12 protein-coding genes are annotated in these 15,004 nt (G+C 71.3%); 4 read left to right on the top strand and 8 right to left on the bottom strand.

The window, feature by feature from the left end:
* The first annotated feature begins 199 nt into the window (after positions 1–199).
* Positions 200–1,432 (top strand): hypothetical protein, encoded by a 1,233-nt coding sequence (locus tag IE182_RS06030; RefSeq protein WP_190108577.1) that lies wholly within the window; start codon positions 200–202, stop codon positions 1,430–1,432.
* 194 nt (positions 1,433–1,626) lie between these two features.
* Entirely contained in the window at positions 1,627–2,016 is a 390-nt protein-coding gene (locus IE182_RS06025; protein ID WP_190108576.1) for a peptidase inhibitor family I36 protein, read from the top strand.
* Between the two features lie 108 nt (positions 2,017–2,124).
* Here the strand turns inward: IE182_RS06025 and IE182_RS06020 are convergent, their stop codons facing one another.
* From IE182_RS06020 to IE182_RS05995, 6 genes are all read right to left on the bottom strand, one after another.
* On the bottom strand, positions 2,125–2,748 hold the full coding sequence (locus IE182_RS06020) for an isochorismatase family protein (RefSeq protein ID WP_194548290.1): 624 nt from the start codon (positions 2,746–2,748) through the stop codon (positions 2,125–2,127).
* Positions 2,749–2,828: 80 nt separating this feature from the next.
* On the bottom strand, positions 2,829–3,821 hold the full coding sequence (locus IE182_RS06015; protein WP_190108575.1) for a GlxA family transcriptional regulator: 993 nt from the start codon (positions 3,819–3,821) through the stop codon (positions 2,829–2,831).
* Positions 3,822–3,906: 85 nt separating this feature from the next.
* Positions 3,907–5,136, bottom strand: coding sequence for a cytochrome P450 (locus tag IE182_RS06010; RefSeq protein WP_190108574.1), 1,230 nt, complete (start codon positions 5,134–5,136; stop codon positions 3,907–3,909).
* Positions 5,137–5,236: 100 nt separating this feature from the next.
* On the bottom strand, positions 5,237–6,454 hold the full coding sequence (locus IE182_RS06005) for a cytochrome P450 family protein (RefSeq protein ID WP_190108573.1): 1,218 nt from the start codon (positions 6,452–6,454) through the stop codon (positions 5,237–5,239).
* Positions 6,451–9,660: a non-ribosomal peptide synthetase gene (locus IE182_RS06000; protein ID WP_190108572.1), complete on the bottom strand. Its 3,210-nt coding sequence runs from the start codon at positions 9,658–9,660 to the stop codon at positions 6,451–6,453. The genes IE182_RS06005 and IE182_RS06000 overlap by 4 nt, the downstream gene beginning before the upstream one ends.
* A gap of 97 nt (positions 9,661–9,757) precedes the next feature.
* The gene (locus tag IE182_RS05995) at positions 9,758–10,234 is read right to left on the bottom strand and encodes a pyridoxamine 5'-phosphate oxidase family protein (RefSeq protein WP_229844609.1); all 477 of its coding nucleotides are present in this window, start codon (positions 10,232–10,234) and stop codon (positions 9,758–9,760) included.
* A 427-nt stretch (positions 10,235–10,661) separates the two neighbouring features.
* On the opposite strand from IE182_RS05995, the gene IE182_RS05990 reads away from it, so the two are divergent.
* Positions 10,662–12,563 carry an ABC transporter ATP-binding protein gene (locus IE182_RS05990; protein ID WP_190108570.1) on the top strand — a complete coding sequence of 634 codons (1,902 nt, stop codon included), beginning with the start codon at positions 10,662–10,664 and terminating at the stop codon, positions 12,561–12,563.
* Positions 12,564–12,615: 52 nt separating this feature from the next.
* Here IE182_RS05990 and IE182_RS05985 read toward each other — a convergent pair whose 3' ends face one another.
* Together IE182_RS05985 and IE182_RS05980 are read right to left on the bottom strand one after the other, a co-directional pair.
* Positions 12,616–13,569 carry a glycoside hydrolase family 25 protein gene (locus IE182_RS05985; RefSeq protein WP_190108569.1) on the bottom strand — a complete coding sequence of 318 codons (954 nt, stop codon included), beginning with the start codon at positions 13,567–13,569 and terminating at the stop codon, positions 12,616–12,618.
* A gap of 197 nt (positions 13,570–13,766) precedes the next feature.
* Entirely contained in the window at positions 13,767–14,252 is a 486-nt protein-coding gene (locus tag IE182_RS05980) for a hypothetical protein (protein WP_190108568.1), read from the bottom strand.
* Positions 14,253–14,618: 366 nt separating this feature from the next.
* Here IE182_RS05980 and IE182_RS05975 point away from each other — a divergent pair.
* Positions 14,619–15,004, top strand: a 386-nt coding sequence (locus tag IE182_RS05975; RefSeq protein WP_190108567.1) for a hypothetical protein, incomplete at its 3' end; no start/stop codon positions are given.

Here is a 15,004-nt window from a genome sequence, read left to right as displayed (position 1 = left end):
GACCACCCCAGTGGCACTGGCGAGCACGGACCTGAGAGGTCTCATGCTCCTGTGTGGTTACCAGGTCCCACCGCTGAAACCTCCGCCCACGCAGCGGGCGACCGGCGGCGGTGAGTAGTCAGGGAGGAAGCACCGGGCTTGCCGTCACCGACGTCACACCCGTACCGAATGACGGGCTCCGCCCCTACGGTGCCTCGCCATGGACACCACGCGAAGAACGATCCTGCGCGGCCTGGCCGCAGCGCCCCTGGCAGCAACCGCCGGCGGCCTGCTCGTACCGTCCACGGCACACGCCGCGCCCGGCGGCTTCGCCCTCGCGATGCGGCTGAGCCCGTCCGAGTACCACCGCAACTGGTCCGCCGCGGCGGACACCCTCCGCCGCCGCCTCCAACACGCCGACCTGGTCAGGGACGTGCTGCGCCAGCCCAAGCGCGCCGGTGGCCCCGTGGGCGACTGGCGTGACGGGCCCGGCGAGGGCGTCAAGCCGACCGGTTTCGACTACGGCTTCTCCTGGGACCCGGACACCAAGGACCCGCACGGCAAGCTGGACGGTGAGACCGCCCAGTGGTATCCGCAGGGAATCAGCACCAGCGTCGACGGCTACGGCGGCACCGTGGGCGGCAAGAAGGTCGTCGCGGTCAGCTGGTACGGCTACGGGGACTACGAGTCCCGGGGCGCCCGCATCAGTTTCATCGACGTGACCGGAGATCCTCAGCGGCCGCGCTACCAGCACGTGCTGCTGGTCGAGCCCGTCCAGCTGCACGACTCGGACACCGCCACCTTCAATCCGGTGATCATGCACGCCGGTGGCGTGGCCTGGGTCGGCGATTTCCTCTACGTCGCCAACCTGCCCGGCCGGCTCGCCCCCTTCAAGCAGGGTGGGGTCAGCGCCTTCGACCTCAGCAGGATGGTCAAGGTGGCGGGAGCGGACAAGCGCAAAGCCTTCGGCTACGACTACGTCCTGCCGCTGCACCACCTGTACGAGAACCAAGGCGGCAGCACGCTGCGGCACTCTCAGCTGTCGCTGGACCGCACGCGCCGCAACGAACCCCGCTCCCTCGTCGTCAGCGAGTTCCAGGAGGACCGGGTGGGAAGGGTCGTGCGCTGGAGCCTGGGCCCGTCCGGCTACCTGGCCGACGGGCGGTCCGACGAGAACTGGACGTCCAAGCCCTACGTCCAGGGGGCGGTCGCCGTGGGCAACGACGCCTACTACGCCGCCAACGACCGCGGCACGAAAGGCCCCGACGACGGCAGAGGATTCGCCCCGAGGGCAGGACAGCTGTGGCTGCACAAGGGCCGGACGGGCAGCCCGGCAAGGAGCGGAACGCTCGCCATCGGGCCCGAGGACCTCAGCTACGACGCCGGCAGGCTCTGGTGCCTGGCCGAGCATCCTGACCTGCGACGTGTGTACCGGATCAAGCTCCGCCGCTGACGGCGGGGCCGGGCCGGCGCCCGCGGCGCGGCCCTTCGATCACGCTCGAAGCCCTTCGCAGGCATCACCGAGGGTGTGGAGGATGTTGCTGTCCGTGGTGACGGGTGGACCCCAGGCCACCCGTCGTCCCCCGCGGACGGTTCCGTCACCAGCGGCTCCTCGGTGAGCCGCCGTCAGAAGGGAAGAACATGAGAATGATCAGCAACCGTCTGCGGAGCATCGGCATCACACCGCGCACATGGTCCTTCGCCGCCGCGCTGTCCCTGACCGCCGTGCTCATGCCGGCCACGAACGCCATGGCGGCCCCGCCCGCCGGCCCACCACCATGTCCGGGCGGCTCGGTCTGCTTCTTCAGCGGAACGGACTTCAGCGGCAGCAGCTGGGAGTGGACGGCCAACAGCGGCTACCGCGACCTGCCGCCATCACTCCACGACAAGGTGGGCTCTTTCGTGGCGAGCACCGACGCCTGCTTCATCAACTGGAGCCCGAAGGAGACGCGCCAGGTGCACACCGGCGACTGGCGCCGCACCTACCGGGGCGACTTCGGCGGCCGGATCGACGGCGTCAACGGAGGCGGATGCTGACCTCGTGACCGGCAGGGGTCCCGTGATCAGCGGCACGGGCCCCCTGCGCCGGGCGCCCCGCCCGGCACGGGGACACCTGCGCGGGTCGGCGAGGGGGGATGGGGGGAATCAGGCAGGGAGGGCGTCGACGGTGGGGACGACGGTGCCGAACAGGTCGGTGATGGTGGTCAGGGCGGCCGCCTGGAGGGTGGCGGCCGGCAGGGGTGTGCCGTCGGGTGTGGCGAGGGCGCGCGTGGCGGTGGCCTCGGCGACGACGGTGGGGCGGTAGCCGAGGTTGAAGGCCCCCTGCGCCGTGCAGCTGACGCACATGTGGGTCATGAAGCCGCCGATGACCAGGTCCTTGCCGCTGCCCGGGGCGGCGCCCAGGCCGGTCAGGGTCTTCTCCAGTTCGGTGAGGTGGAAGGCGTTGGGGAACTGCTTGACCACGACTGCCTCGCCGTCCGCCGGGGCGACTTCGTCGCTGATGGCGCCGATGCGGGCGCGGATGTCATAGGGGGTGTTCTCGCCGCCGTCGTTGATGATGTGGATGACAGGGATGCCCGCGGCGCGTGCGCGCTCCAGGAGACGGGCGCCGGCTGCGAGCGCTTCCTCGGCGCCTTCCAGGGCCATGACACCGCTGCGGTAGGTGTTCTGGAAGTCGATCATGATCAGAACGGAGTCGCTCAGCTTGGGCGGCTGGTTGTCCAGGCCGATGACGTCGCGCAGGGTCGCGGAGGGCTGATTGCTGCTCATGGGGCACCTTTCATGAGGGAACGAGGCATGGCGGAGCCGCCCGCCTTGCCTTCGCAGGGGGATATCGGTGGGGCAGAGGGTCAGGCGGTCCGGGTGCGGAAGCGGCGGCGGTAGGCGGCAGGGGTGATGGCGAGCTGCCGTTTGAACGCCCGGTGCAGGGACTCCACGGAGCCGAGCCCGGCCGCGGCCGCGACCTGATCGAGCGGGCTGTCGTTGGTCTCCAGCAGGCGCCGGGCCACTTCGACCCGGGCGGCTTCGACGTAAGCGGCGGGGCCGACGCCGGTCTCCTGCGTGAAGACCCGGGCGAAGTGGCGCTCGCTCAGGCACATCCGGGCCGCCAGCACCCCCGCGGACAGGTCCTCGTCGAGATGGTCGGCGATCCACAGCCGCAGCTCGTCGATGTCACGGCGGGCGGAGGCGGGCCGGCTGAGCGGCACGGAGAACTGGCTCTGCCCGCCCTGCCGCTTGAGGTACATCACCAGCTGTCGGGCCACCGCCAGGGCCACGTCCTCGCCCAGGTCCTCGGCCACCAGGGCGAGCGCGAGGTCCAGGCAGGCGCTGATTCCGGCACCCGTCCACAGCCGGCCGTGGTCGGTGCGTACGAAGATGGGATCCGGGTCCACCGTGACAGCGGGGTGGTCGGCGGCGAGCTGGGCGGCCGTCGACCAGTGCGTGGTCGCCGTTTTCCCGTCCAGCAGCCCGGCCGCCGCCAGTACGTGCGCACCCACGCACACCGACGCCACCCGCCGGGCATGCGTGGCGGCTTCCTTCACCCATGCCACGACATCGGTGTCGATCCTGGCCGAGGGGCCGTCCTCGGTCATGTCGACCGCACCGGGCACCAGCAGAGTGTCCACCTGCCCGCCGACCTCGTCGAAGGCCAGATCGGCCAGCAGCCGCACGCCCGCCGACGTCCGCACCTCGCCGGCGACCGGCCCGGCGAGGCGGACCTGGTAGCCGGCGCGGCCCGCGGTCTCCCGGTTGGCCAGCGCGAAGACCTCGGCCGGGCCGGTGACGTCGAGGAGGTCGACATCGGGGAAGACCACGATGACGACACGGTGCGAAAGGGGCATGAGCTCATCCTCACCCCGGCCCCCCGTGACCGCAATGACGGCTGTCTGTCACATCCGGACATGCGGGCTACCGCGCCCGCGAAACTCACCAGGTCACAGGCAGCCCGGCCGGCATGATGGCCATGCGGTTGGGGTGCCACGGAACCTCCGCGGGTGGCACGGCGAGGCGGATTCCGGGGAGTCGGTCCAGGAGGACGCGGAAGGCGACGTCCGACTGCCGGCGGACCAGGTGCGCGCCGGGGCAGTGGTGGCGGCCGTAGCCGAAGCGCAGGTGCGGGTTGGGGGAGCGGGCGGGATCGAAGGTCTCGGGGTCGGAGAACGCGGCGGGGTCGTAATTGACCGCGTCCAGGGAGAGCAGGATCATGTCGCCCTCCTTCACCTGCGCCGATCCGAGTTCCGTGTCCCTGGTGACGAAGCGGGGGATCGCGTTCCCCAGGACGACGCTGCAGCGCAGGAGCTCTTCGACGCACTGCGGCATCGTCTCCGGACGGGCCTGCACCGCGTCCATCACGTCGGGCCTCTGGAGGAGGTTGAACGCCGCCACTCCGAGGAAGCTCGCGAAGTCCTCGTAGCCGCTGACGAAGAGGACGGACACGATGTTCGACAGCTGCTCGTCCGTCAGCCCCTGGTGCTCGGCGTTGAGGTCCGCGAGGCGGTCCGCCAGGCCGCGCGGCTCGCCGGGGCGGCGAGCCGACATGTGCTCGTGCATGTACACGCGGATCTCCTCCCAGTTGCGGGCGAGTTCCTCGTGCGTGGGCGTGACCATGGTCAGGTCCAGGTCGGCGCGTACGGCGAGCCAGGCGTGGTCCTCGAAGGGCAGGCCGAGCAGCCGGCACATGCACTGCCCGGCGACCCACTCCGCGAAGTGGCGCTGCAGGTCGCCGGAGCTGCCCTCCCGGACCATCGCCTCCAGGCCCTCGCGGGTGACGGTCTCGACCCAGTCGGCGGGCAGTTCGGGCTGGTTGCGGCCGAGGGCCTTGAGCACCTCGTCCCGCAGGCCGGCCTTCTGCAGGTGGTTCATGGCGTCGAGCAGTTCGGGCGCCAGGATCGGGGCGTCCTGCCCCGGGCTGTCCGCCTCGGCCAGCACCGAGCGGGCGAAGGCGCGGTCGCGCAGCACGCGCTGCGTCAGCTCGTAGCCGGTGACCAGCCACGCCTCGTCGCCTGAGTTGGTGCTCACCCGGGCCACGGGGCAGCGGCCGCGCAGCTCGGCGAGTTCGGGGGCGAGCCGGTCGCCCCGGGTACTGAAGGGGTAATGCGGGAGCGGCTCTTCGTTCGGGGCTTCCTCGGAGGACGCCGGTGCTTGGGGTGCGGTCACGGGGTGCGGGCCTCTTTCATGGGTGCGTGTGCGTGTGCGGTCTTGCAGGGGTTGCAGAAGTTGCTGGGGTTGCGCAGGGGTGCGTCGGCGGCGCCGGGTCTCACCAGCGCACGGGCAGCCGGGCAGGTGCGCGCAGCGGGGTCGACTCGTCCCAAGGGATGGTCTCCGCCGGCACCGCGAGCTCGATATCGGGCAGTCGTTCGAGCAGCACCTCGATCGTGATGGCGAGCTGCATGCGGGTCAGGTGCCCGCCCGTGCACGCGTGCGGGCCGTGCCCGAACGCGACGTGCGCGTTGGGGGTCCGGGTCAGATCGAGGCGGTCGGGATCGGCGAACGCCTGCGGGTCGCGGTTGGCGGACGCCGGCACCGGGATCACCGCGTCACCGGCACGGATGTGCTGCCCCTGCAGGGTGAGGTCCTCCGTCGCGACGAGGATGTTGATGGCGTTCATCAGCGGGACGTAGCGCAGCAGCTCATCGACCGCCGTGCCGATCCCCTCGGGCGCCTCGCGCAGCCTCCGCAGCTGCTCGGGGTGGGTGAGCAGCACCAGCAGCGCGTTGCTCGTGTGCTGGATGTTGGTCTTGTAGCCGGCCATGAGCATGGTGACGACGAAGCTGACGACGTCGTCCCGGACCAGCTCGCTGCCCGGGCGGCGGGTCTCGGCCAGCAGCAGACGGATGTAGTCCTCGCCCTCGCTGTCCTTCTCCCTGAGGGAGATGAGCCCGTCGGCGTAGTCCTGCAGGGCGTACAGCGCCGCGAGCACCTCCTCCATCGTCAGCCCGGCGGCGCCGAGGAGCGCGAGGGTGTGCGGCAGATAGATCTCACGGTCCTCGTACGGCAGCCCGGTCGTCTCGCACAGCACGCGCAGCGGCAGCGGGTCGGCGTAGGCGGCGACGAGGTCCGCCGTGCCGTCCCCGGCTTCGGCACCGGCCACCATCGCGTCGATGAGCTCCCCGGCCATCGCCCGGATCCGGGGCTCCATGAACTTCAGCCGGCTCCGGCCGAACATCGGCAGCACGGTGCGGCGTACGCGCTCGTGGTGCCCGCCCGTCATCTCCAGGAAGGTCGGCAGGGCCGGCGGCGGGGCGTCGTCCCCTTCGCGGGGCGGCCAGGCCGACAGCAGCGGCCGGACGAGCCGGGGGTCGGCGAACGCGGCGCGCGCGTCCTCGTAGCGGCTGATCAACCAGCCCGTCTCGCCGTTGGGGAGCAGCGCCTTGACGACGGGCTGTTCGGCGCGCAGACGGGCGTAGGCGCACGGCGGTCCGGCGGTGCCGGGCTCGACCTCCGGGACGGGGATGACGTCTTCGGGGTGGTTCATGCGGCGTGCTCCGATCCCGCCGCCGCGGTGCGCGGCGTGCCGCGACCCGGCGTGTGCGTGGGGCGTGCGATGTAGCCGGAGGCGAAGAAGTAGTCCAGGTAGCGGTCCAGCAGCGCGGAGTCGACCGGCGGGCAGTGCAGTCCGCTGCCGGTCAGCGCTTCCTCGGCGTTGCGCCGGCCCAGCACCGGGAAGACGTCCTTGAGGTACATCTCCTTGACGGACATGTCGGCGTTGCGGCTGCGGTCGACGCACAGGGACACGAACGGCGCCGTGGCGCTCGTCGGGTTCTCGGCGACGTGACGCACCAGCTCGCCGACCCAACGGTCGTACGGCAGCGTGCGCAGGGTGAAGCCCGCCGCACGCATCCGGTCGAGGACGTCCGAGAACATCGCCGGGCGGGGGTTGGTGACGTGGTAGACCCGGCCGTCGGCAGGCTGGTGCGTGGCGATGTGGACCAGGGACTCGGCGAGGTGGTCGACGGGGACGAAGTCCATCGGCAGCTCGATGTCGGGGGCCAGCCCCGTTTCGGCGACCGTCTTGAACAGCGAGCAGATGGCCGTCTCGGTGTTGCACGCGCCGGTCGCCCGGTCGCCCGTCACCTCGTACGGCCGGTACACGGCCACCGGCAGGCCCTGTGCGGCGGCTTGCTGCAGCACGCCCTCGGCGACCCACTTGCTCTCGGCGTAGCCCATGGTGAGCCCGTCCGCGTGGGCCAGCGGCAGGTCCTCGTCCACCTCGCGCACCCCGGCGGTGCCGAACCCGGCGACGACGGCGACGGTCGAGACGAAGTGCACCGGGACCCGGCGGGGCGCCGCGATCCGGATGACCTCCCGGGTTCCGTCGACGTTGGCCGGCCGCAGCTGCTCGTACGGGTAGAGGAAGTTGACCCGGGCGCCGTTGTGCACGATCAGGTCCATCCGGCGGGCCAGTTCGGCGGCGTGCTCGGCCGACAGACCCAGCCCCGGCTCGGTGAGGTCCCCGGGGAAGCACTCGACGCGCCGCCACTCGGCCTCGTCGAGGTGCAGCCCGTAGCGGGCGAGCGCGGTACGCACCCGCTGCTCGGCGTGCGCCGGGCTCGTCGCCCGTACGGGGCAGTGGACGCGGGCGGCCGTCGAGCGCAGCAGACGGTGCAGCAGGAACACCCCGACGAACCCGGAAGCGCCCGTGAGCAGCACGTCCTTCGGGTCGTGCGGGTGCGGTGCCGGGCCTTCGGCGGGCGGGAGGTCGAAGCCGAGCTCGGTCTCGGCGGCGAAGTCGACGGCCGGTTCCGCGTCGTCCGCCCGGCCGAAGCCGCCCCGGGCCTCGCGTACGGCGGCGGTGAAGCCCTCGAGGGTGGGCGCGGCCAGCAGGGCCCTGATGAGGGTGGAGCCCAGGGCGGCGTCGAGGCTCAGCACAGCGAGGGTGCGGGTGACGGCCTCCGAGGCGAGCAGGGAGTCGCCGCCGAGGAGGAAGAAGTCGTCCTGGGGCGTGGGGCGTACGCGCAGCACCCGCTGCCACACCTCGGTGAGGACGTCGAGCAGGCCCTCGACCTTCGGCTCTTCCGTCTCCGCCACCTCCATGTCGTCGTCGCGGCCGGTCAGCGGCGCGGCGGACTTCAGGCGGGCGCGGTCGACCTTGCCGCCGCTGGTCACCGGGAAGTGGTCCATCGGCACCAGGACCGGGACGGCCTGCGGAGGCAGCCACTGCGCGCAGTACGCGCGCAGCTCGGGCAGCGGCAGGGGGCGGCCGGGTACGGCGGCGGTGACGTAGGCGGTCAGGGCACCCGACTCGACCTCGACGACGGCCTCGCCGACCTCGGGGTAGGCCCGTAATCGGGCTTCCACCTCGTCGAGCTCGACGCGCGCGCCGCGCAGCTTGACCTGGCGGTCCAGGCGGCCGCGGTACTCCAGCAGGCCGTCGTCGGTCCGTACGACCCGGTCGCCGGTCCGGTACAGCAGCCCGCCCGGTTCCACGGCGGGCAGCGGGACGAAGCGGTCGGAGGTCAGCCGGGGGTCGCCGAGGTATCCCAGGGCCAGTCCGTCGCCGCCGACGTACAGCTCCCCTTCCTCGCCCGGCTCCGCGACCGAGCCGTCGGCGCGCAGGACGTGGCAGGTGGAGGCGCCGAAGGGGCGGCCCAGGGGAACGTGCGTGGCGTCCTCGGGCAGCGTGCTCAGCACATGGGCGGTGGAGACCACGGAGTTCTCGGTCGGGCCGTAGAAGTTGACCACCGTGGTGCCGGGGCAGGCCGCGAGGACGGCGTTCGCGAGGTGCGGGTCCATGGCCTCCCCGCCGGCGGAGACGAAGCGCAGGGTGGACAGCGCCTCGGGGCGGGTGCGGGCGAGGAGGTGGAAGACGCTCGTCGTCAGGTACGCCACGGTGACGCCCTGCGTGCGGAAGAGCTGCTCAAGGGCGAGGGGCGAGAGCAGCTCTTCCCGGTCGGCGATGACCAGGCAGGCGCCGGTGAGCAGCGCGCCCCAGATCTCGATCGTCGAGGCGTCGGACGACAGCCCGTAGGCGTGCAGCACCCCGTCGCCCGGGGCGGGCGCGGCCAGCTCGGCGTCGGACAGCACGAGGCGCACCACGCCCCGGTGGGGTATCGCGACGGGCTTCGGGCGGCCGGTCGTACCGGACGTGAAGACCACGTAGGCGCAGTCGGCCGCGGAGCCGGTACGGGGGTGGTCGGCGCCAGTGGCAACGTTGTCGGCGTGAGGCGCGGAGCCGTTGCCGGGAGGGTGGTTGAGGGAACCGACCTCGACTGACGCGCGTAGACCTCGCACGCGGCGCGTACTGCCCGGCAGAGTGACGGCGGCGCTCAGCCCCGCGTCCTCGGCCATGGCCCGCAGGCGGGCCGGCGGAAGGTCGTCGTCGAGCGGTACGTACGCGCAGCCGGCCTTGAGTATGCCCAGCAGCGCCACCAGCGCCTCCAGCGAGCGGCTGCCGCACACGCCGATGAGGTCACCGGGCCGGACGCCGCGTGCGAGCAGGCGCGCCGCCAGGGCGTCGGCGTGGGCGTCGAGTTGCCCGTACGTCACGGTGCGCTCCCCGTGCCGGGCCGCCGGCGCGTCGGGCCGCGCCGCGGCCTGCGCCTCGAACAGCTCGGGGATGAGCCTGTCCCGGGGATAGCCGGTCGCGGGCGCGGTCGCGCCGGACGCCGTCGGCGACGGGCCGGCAGCCGGGGCCGGCGAACGGGGTAACAGCAGGCGTGACGAAACGTCGGTGTCGGTCATCAGGTCCTTCTTGCTTGAGCGGTTTTGGTGCGGTGCGCACGGGGTGTGCGGTACGCGCCGTGTGCGCGGTACGGCGGTGGGGATGATGTGCCGGCGCTCAGCCGGCGCTGCCGTCCTGGCCGGCGCCCGCTTCGGCGAAGTCCGCCGCGAAGGCGGCGAAGTCGGCACTGCGCCAGTGCTGCGGGCGCATGCGGAAGACGACGTCGTCCTTGAGCTGGTCGGAGGTCGCCGCCAGGTAGGCGTCCGCCTCCTCGGGGTCCAGGTACCGCCGGGTCAGTGCCTCGCGCACCGCCGGGTCGACCGGGTCCTCGATCGCCGTGACGGGCCCCTCGACGCTGACGTAGCGGTACGGCCGGCCCTCGTCCTGCGCGCAGAGGCTGAACCGGCCGGCGGCGCGCAGGAGCCGCGCCTTGATCGTCTCCCGGCCCATCTGGACGACGACGTCGCCCCCGGGCTCGTAGCCGTACCACACCGGCACGATCAGGGGCGCGCGGTCGCCGCCCCGGGAGTCGGTGACCCCCAGGACGCCGACGCGCGGTTCGGCGAGGAAGCGTTCGCGGTCGGGGCGGGACATGGAGGGCAGCATGCGTCGGGTTCCTGTCTGGGGTGGCTGGGACGTCGCGGCCGGAATGGTGCTGTTGCGACGGCGTCGTCGTGAGCAATCTTGAGAGCGAGTGATCAATCCCCGACCGAATAGCCGATAAACACGGGATTTAGGCGGTTTTGAGCCTCTTCTTGTCGGAGTGTGGCAGGAAGTGTGCGTTCGGTGATCATCGCAGGCAGGAACGGTCGCGAGGCCGGAGAGAGCGAGGAACGCACACCGCGCCGGGCGGCCGTTCGCTCTTCTGCTGCGGGGCCCTGTCGATCCGCCGACGTGTCCGGATCGCGCCGGCAATGGTGTCCCGTCCCGACGGCCGGCCGTCGGGACGGCATCGCCACTTGATCTCAAGCATGGTTGAGGTTCTAACGTTCAGGGTGAACCGAGAACCCGGAGGAACCCCGTGGACATGGAAGTCACCGCGTGGACATCGCTGCACAGTGCGATGAACGCCCAGCAGGACCGGCGGCCCTTCTCGCGGGCGAGCGTGGCCCGAATCGCCGCGTTCGCGCGGCCGCACCGCCGGCAGCTGGGCTGGTTCCTGCTGGCCAGCGTGGTCACCGCGCTCCTGGCGGTGGCGACCCCCATCCTGGCCGGCCGCGTCGTCGACGCCATCGTCAAGAGTGAGGACGCCGGCGCGGTCACCCGCCTCGCCGTCCTCATCGCCGTGATCGCCGTGGCGGAGGCGGGCCTGGCGCTGCTGACCCGACGGCTGTCGGCCACCCTGGGCGAGGGGCTCATCCTCGACCTGCGCACCGCGGTCTTCGACCACGTCCAGAAGATGCCCGTCGCCTTCTTCACCCGCACCCGCACCGGGGCCCTGGTCAGCCGCCTCAACAACGACGTCATCGGCGCGCAGCGCGCGTTCAGCAACACCCTCTCCGGCGTCGTCTCCAACCTCGTCACCCTGCTGCTGACCCTCGTCGTGATGCTCGGCATCTCGTGGCAGATCACGCTCCTCGCGCTCCTCCTGCTGCCCGTCTTCGTCGTGCCCGCCCGCCGCATGGGCTCGCGCATGGCCGCCCTCCAGCGCGAGGCGGCCCGTCACAACGCCGACATGAGCACCCAGATGACCGAGCGGTTCTCCGCCCCCGGCGCCACCCTCGTCAAACTCTTCGGCCGCCCCGCCGACGAATCAGCCGAATTCGCCGCCCGTGCCCGCCGCGTCCGCGACATCGGCATCCGCACCGCCATGACCCAGTCGGTGTTCATCACCGCCCTCACCCTCGTCTCCGCCCTGGCCCTGGCCCTGGTCTACGGACTGGGCGGCTTCTACGCCCTGCGCGGCCACCTGCAGGCCGGAGCCGTCGTCGCGCTCGCCCTGCTCCTGACCCGCCTCTACGCCCCGCTGACCGCCCTCGCCGGCGCCCGCGTCGAGGTGATGAGCGCCCTGGTCAGCTTCGAGAGGGTCTTCGAGATCCTCGACCTCAAGCCGCTGATCACCGAAAGGCCGCACCCCGCGACCGTGCCCGACGGGCCGGTGTCCGTGGAGTTCGACAGCGTCGACTTCGCCTACCCCGCCGCCGACAAGGTCTCCCTCGCCTCTCTCGAGGACGTCGCCACCCTCGACACCCGCGGCGGCACCCCCGTCCTGCACCACATCTCCTTCCGCGCCGAACCCGGCCAGATGGTCGCCCTGGTCGGCTCCTCCGGCGCCGGAAAATCGACGATCGCCCAGCTCCTGCCCCGCCTCTACGACGCCGACGCCGGAGCCGTGCGCGTGGGCGGCATCGACGTCCGCGACCTGAGCGCCGCCTCCCTGCGCGAAACCGTGGGCATGGTCACCCAGGACGGCCACCTCTTCCACGACACCGTCCGCGCCAACCTGCTCCTGGCCCGCCCCGAGGCGAGCGAGGAGGAGATCTGGGACGCCCTGCGCCGCGCCCGCCTCGATGCGCTGGTGGCAGCGCTGCCCGACCAGCTGGAGACGGTCGTCGGCGAACGCGGCTACCGCTTCTCCGGCGGCGAACGCCAGCGCCTGACCATCGCCCGCCTGCTCCTGGCCCGCCAGCGCGTGGTCATCCTCGACGAAGCCACCGCCCACCTCGACTCCACCTCCGAAGCCGCCGTCCAGGAAGCACTCGACGAGGCCCTCGAAGGCCGCACCGCCGTCGTGATCGCCCACCGCCTGTCCACCGTGCGCGCGGCCGACCTCATCCTGGTCCTCGAAGACGGCCGCATCGTCGAACGCGGCACCCACACCGACCTCCTCGCCGCCGGCGGCCGCTACGAGGAACTCCACCGCACCCAGTTCGCCCAGCCCACCCAGGCGGCCGCCGCCCCCCAGCCCCAGCCCGCCGTCTGACCCTTGGGGCCCGCCACCGCGATCGAGCGCTGTCGGGCCACCACAGGACCGGTCAGGCGACCTGGCGGCCGGTGACATAGCCGACCAGCGGTGTGGTGGAGTGGATACGGACCTTGTCGACGTTCGTGCCCGCCGGTAGAGGGAGGACGTACTTGCTGCCCGTAACGGTCAGGGTGAACGGCCTGGCGGGGGCGTCCCATGCGCCGTCTTCGTGGTGGAGGGTGATGGTCACCTGCGCGTCTGCGCCCTGCGGGGCGAGGATGAGCCAGAGCGGCCCGTTGCGGGTTCCGCCCTGCGGCGCCGTGAGCGTGCCGGCGGGCTCGACGGGCAGGTCGAAGTCGTCGTCCCGGGGCACGTTGAAGTAGGCGAGCATGTCGTCCTCCGTGTATCGGGGTGCAGGAGAAGGGGGTGTGGGCGGCGTCGGCTGAAACGCCAGGGCCCAGTCGCGCAGCGCTGTCCGACTCCCGAGGTGGCAGTAGTCGCGGTCCACACCGGAATCCGAATACTGATGGAACAGCCAGGCTGCTTGAATTCCCGGGTCGCCTGCGACGCGGCCGGCTGTGGCGATCCAGAGGAAGTCTGCGCAGTACGAAGTGGTATCGACGTTGCGCCAGTAGTCGAGATTGGCGTACATGCCGACAGGGTGGTGCGGCATTCTCCCCTTGACGTAGCGGAGCCATTCCTCCTTGTAGGCAGCCTGGGTCCTGCGGGGAACGTTCCGGTTCGCGTCGTCGTAGCCTTCCCAGTCGAGGACGATGATGTCCCCCGGCTTCCAGGCCACTTGGGCGAGGAAGTAGTCGGCCTCCGCACGAGGAGCGTTGGCCATATGGGGGTAGTGGTAAGCGCCCCACACGAGGCCGTGGGCCTTGGCGTGGTCACGCTGCCTCACCCACTTCGGGTTGATGTAGGAGAGCCCTTCGGTGATTTTGACGAAGGCGAAGCTGAGCCCCGTCGTGTCGGGGGTTGACGACTGGTACGAGGCCCAGTCCTGACCGTAGATGCCCATTGATCAGAGCCCCTTTGCAGTGAGTCAGAGCGCAGGGAGGTGGCGAGCGTGTGGTCGACGTCGGTCAGCGCCGGGATAGCGTCGTACAACGGTTCGCCTGCGGCAAGCGCTTCGTCAGTGTTGCCTGTAGACCGGCGGACGTCCTTGTGGCGGCCGAGGGCCGGGGGCATACGACGTAGGCATAGGGGGAGGGAAGGTCAGCAGCTGGGCCAGCATTGCGGGGGCGAAATCCTCGACGGGCAGGGCGCGGAGTAGCGCTCGGCTCCCGGATCCCGCCCCGTGAATCGAGTAGCGGCAGCATGCCAGGTGTGGATCTGGGCGGCGGGATTGGCCGAGAGGCGGTCATGGATCTCGGCGGCCGCCGGGTGGTCGGTCAGCGCCCAGTCCAGGTGCGCTGCAAGAAACCGTACCGCGGAGGTGAGCGCCGCCCCCTCCGCGAAGCCGGGGGACCGACGCCTGAGGCGGCGCCGGTCGCGAATGCCATCTTCGAGGTCGAACATGGCGCCGGTGATGTGATCCGTCAGCAGCCGGGAGGCTTGTCCGGGCAGGGGGGCGGGCGGTGTGTCCGATCGTGCCGGTCTTACGTCCAGGGAACCGTTCAACGACTGCAACCCCCAAGAAAAACGACGTCTTAACGGGTCGGCGATCGTCAGGCGGGCGGTGGCGCCGGGGGTGACGATCACTGGTGGGCGGCCGCGCCGAGCGGACCTCCAAGCTGCCGGACTGCGACGGTGAGTTGCAGTAGCTCCCGCTGCGCCCCCGCCGTGCGCCATCGGCGCGGCCGGGGCCCTCTCAAGGCGCACGCATTGGTAATGCTTCATGCGTGCGAACACTGTCAAGAAGTGGCCTTGAGTTGCTACGTTCTGCCCGTCATGACAGCGGCATAAGCCGCCGTCCTTACAGGGAGGGTATGCATGAGCATCGGAGAATGGCAGTCGAGGCAGCATGGTGTGTTAGGGCGGGCGCAGAGCTGTGAATCGGCCGGCGCCTTCCGCGGGGTGGGGAGAAGACGTATGGGGGTGGCGGTCGCCAGAGGCAGAATCGCGGCGGTGATCGGAGCGATCGCGCTGATTGCCACCGCGATGCTCGCCGGTACGGCGGGGACGGCCGCCGCTGCGGAACGGGGGTCGCAGGCCGCGGCAGCCGGGTGGGCCTGCTCCGGGACGCCCGTTCCGCCCCTGTACGTCACCACCGACTACAACCGTAACGGCTGCAACGGCATGGGCGCCTGGTACCAGGAGCCCGTCCGTGACGGCATATGGGCTTGCTCGGGCTCAACCCTCGCGCCCGGGTACGTCTACACCGACCTCAACCGTATCGGCTGCAACGGCCAGGGTTCGTGGTACAACGAACGGGTCCGTGACGGCATATGGGCTTGCTCGGGCTCAACCCTCGCGCCCGGGTACGTCTACACCGACCTCAACCGTATCGGCTG

Source organism: Streptomyces cinnamoneus, assembly GCF_014650495.1.
Classification (GTDB): Bacteria; Actinomycetota; Actinomycetes; order Streptomycetales; family Streptomycetaceae; genus Streptomyces; species Streptomyces cinnamoneus.
Note: the sequence above shows the minus strand (reverse complement) of the source record. Positions and strands in the feature narration are given on the sequence as shown.

Coding starts and splice junctions, on each gene's coding strand:
- IE182_RS05995 (WP_229844609.1), bottom strand. CDS start 10,234: ATGTCCCGCCCCGACCGCGAACGCTTCCTCGCCGAACCGCGCGTCGGC.
- IE182_RS06005 (WP_190108573.1), bottom strand. CDS start 6,454: ATGAACCACCCCGAAGACGTCATCCCCGTCCCGGAGGTCGAGCCCGGC.
- IE182_RS06000 (WP_190108572.1), bottom strand. CDS start 9,660: ATGACCGACACCGACGTTTCGTCACGCCTGCTGTTACCCCGTTCGCCG.
- IE182_RS05985 (WP_190108569.1), bottom strand. CDS start 13,569: ATGGGCATCTACGGTCAGGACTGGGCCTCGTACCAGTCGTCAACCCCC.
- IE182_RS06020 (WP_194548290.1), bottom strand. CDS start 2,748: ATGAGCAGCAATCAGCCCTCCGCGACCCTGCGCGACGTCATCGGCCTG.
- IE182_RS06030 (WP_190108577.1), top strand. CDS start 200: ATGGACACCACGCGAAGAACGATCCTGCGCGGCCTGGCCGCAGCGCCC.
- IE182_RS06015 (WP_190108575.1), bottom strand. CDS start 3,821: ATGCCCCTTTCGCACCGTGTCGTCATCGTGGTCTTCCCCGATGTCGAC.
- IE182_RS06025 (WP_190108576.1), top strand. CDS start 1,627: ATGATCAGCAACCGTCTGCGGAGCATCGGCATCACACCGCGCACATGG.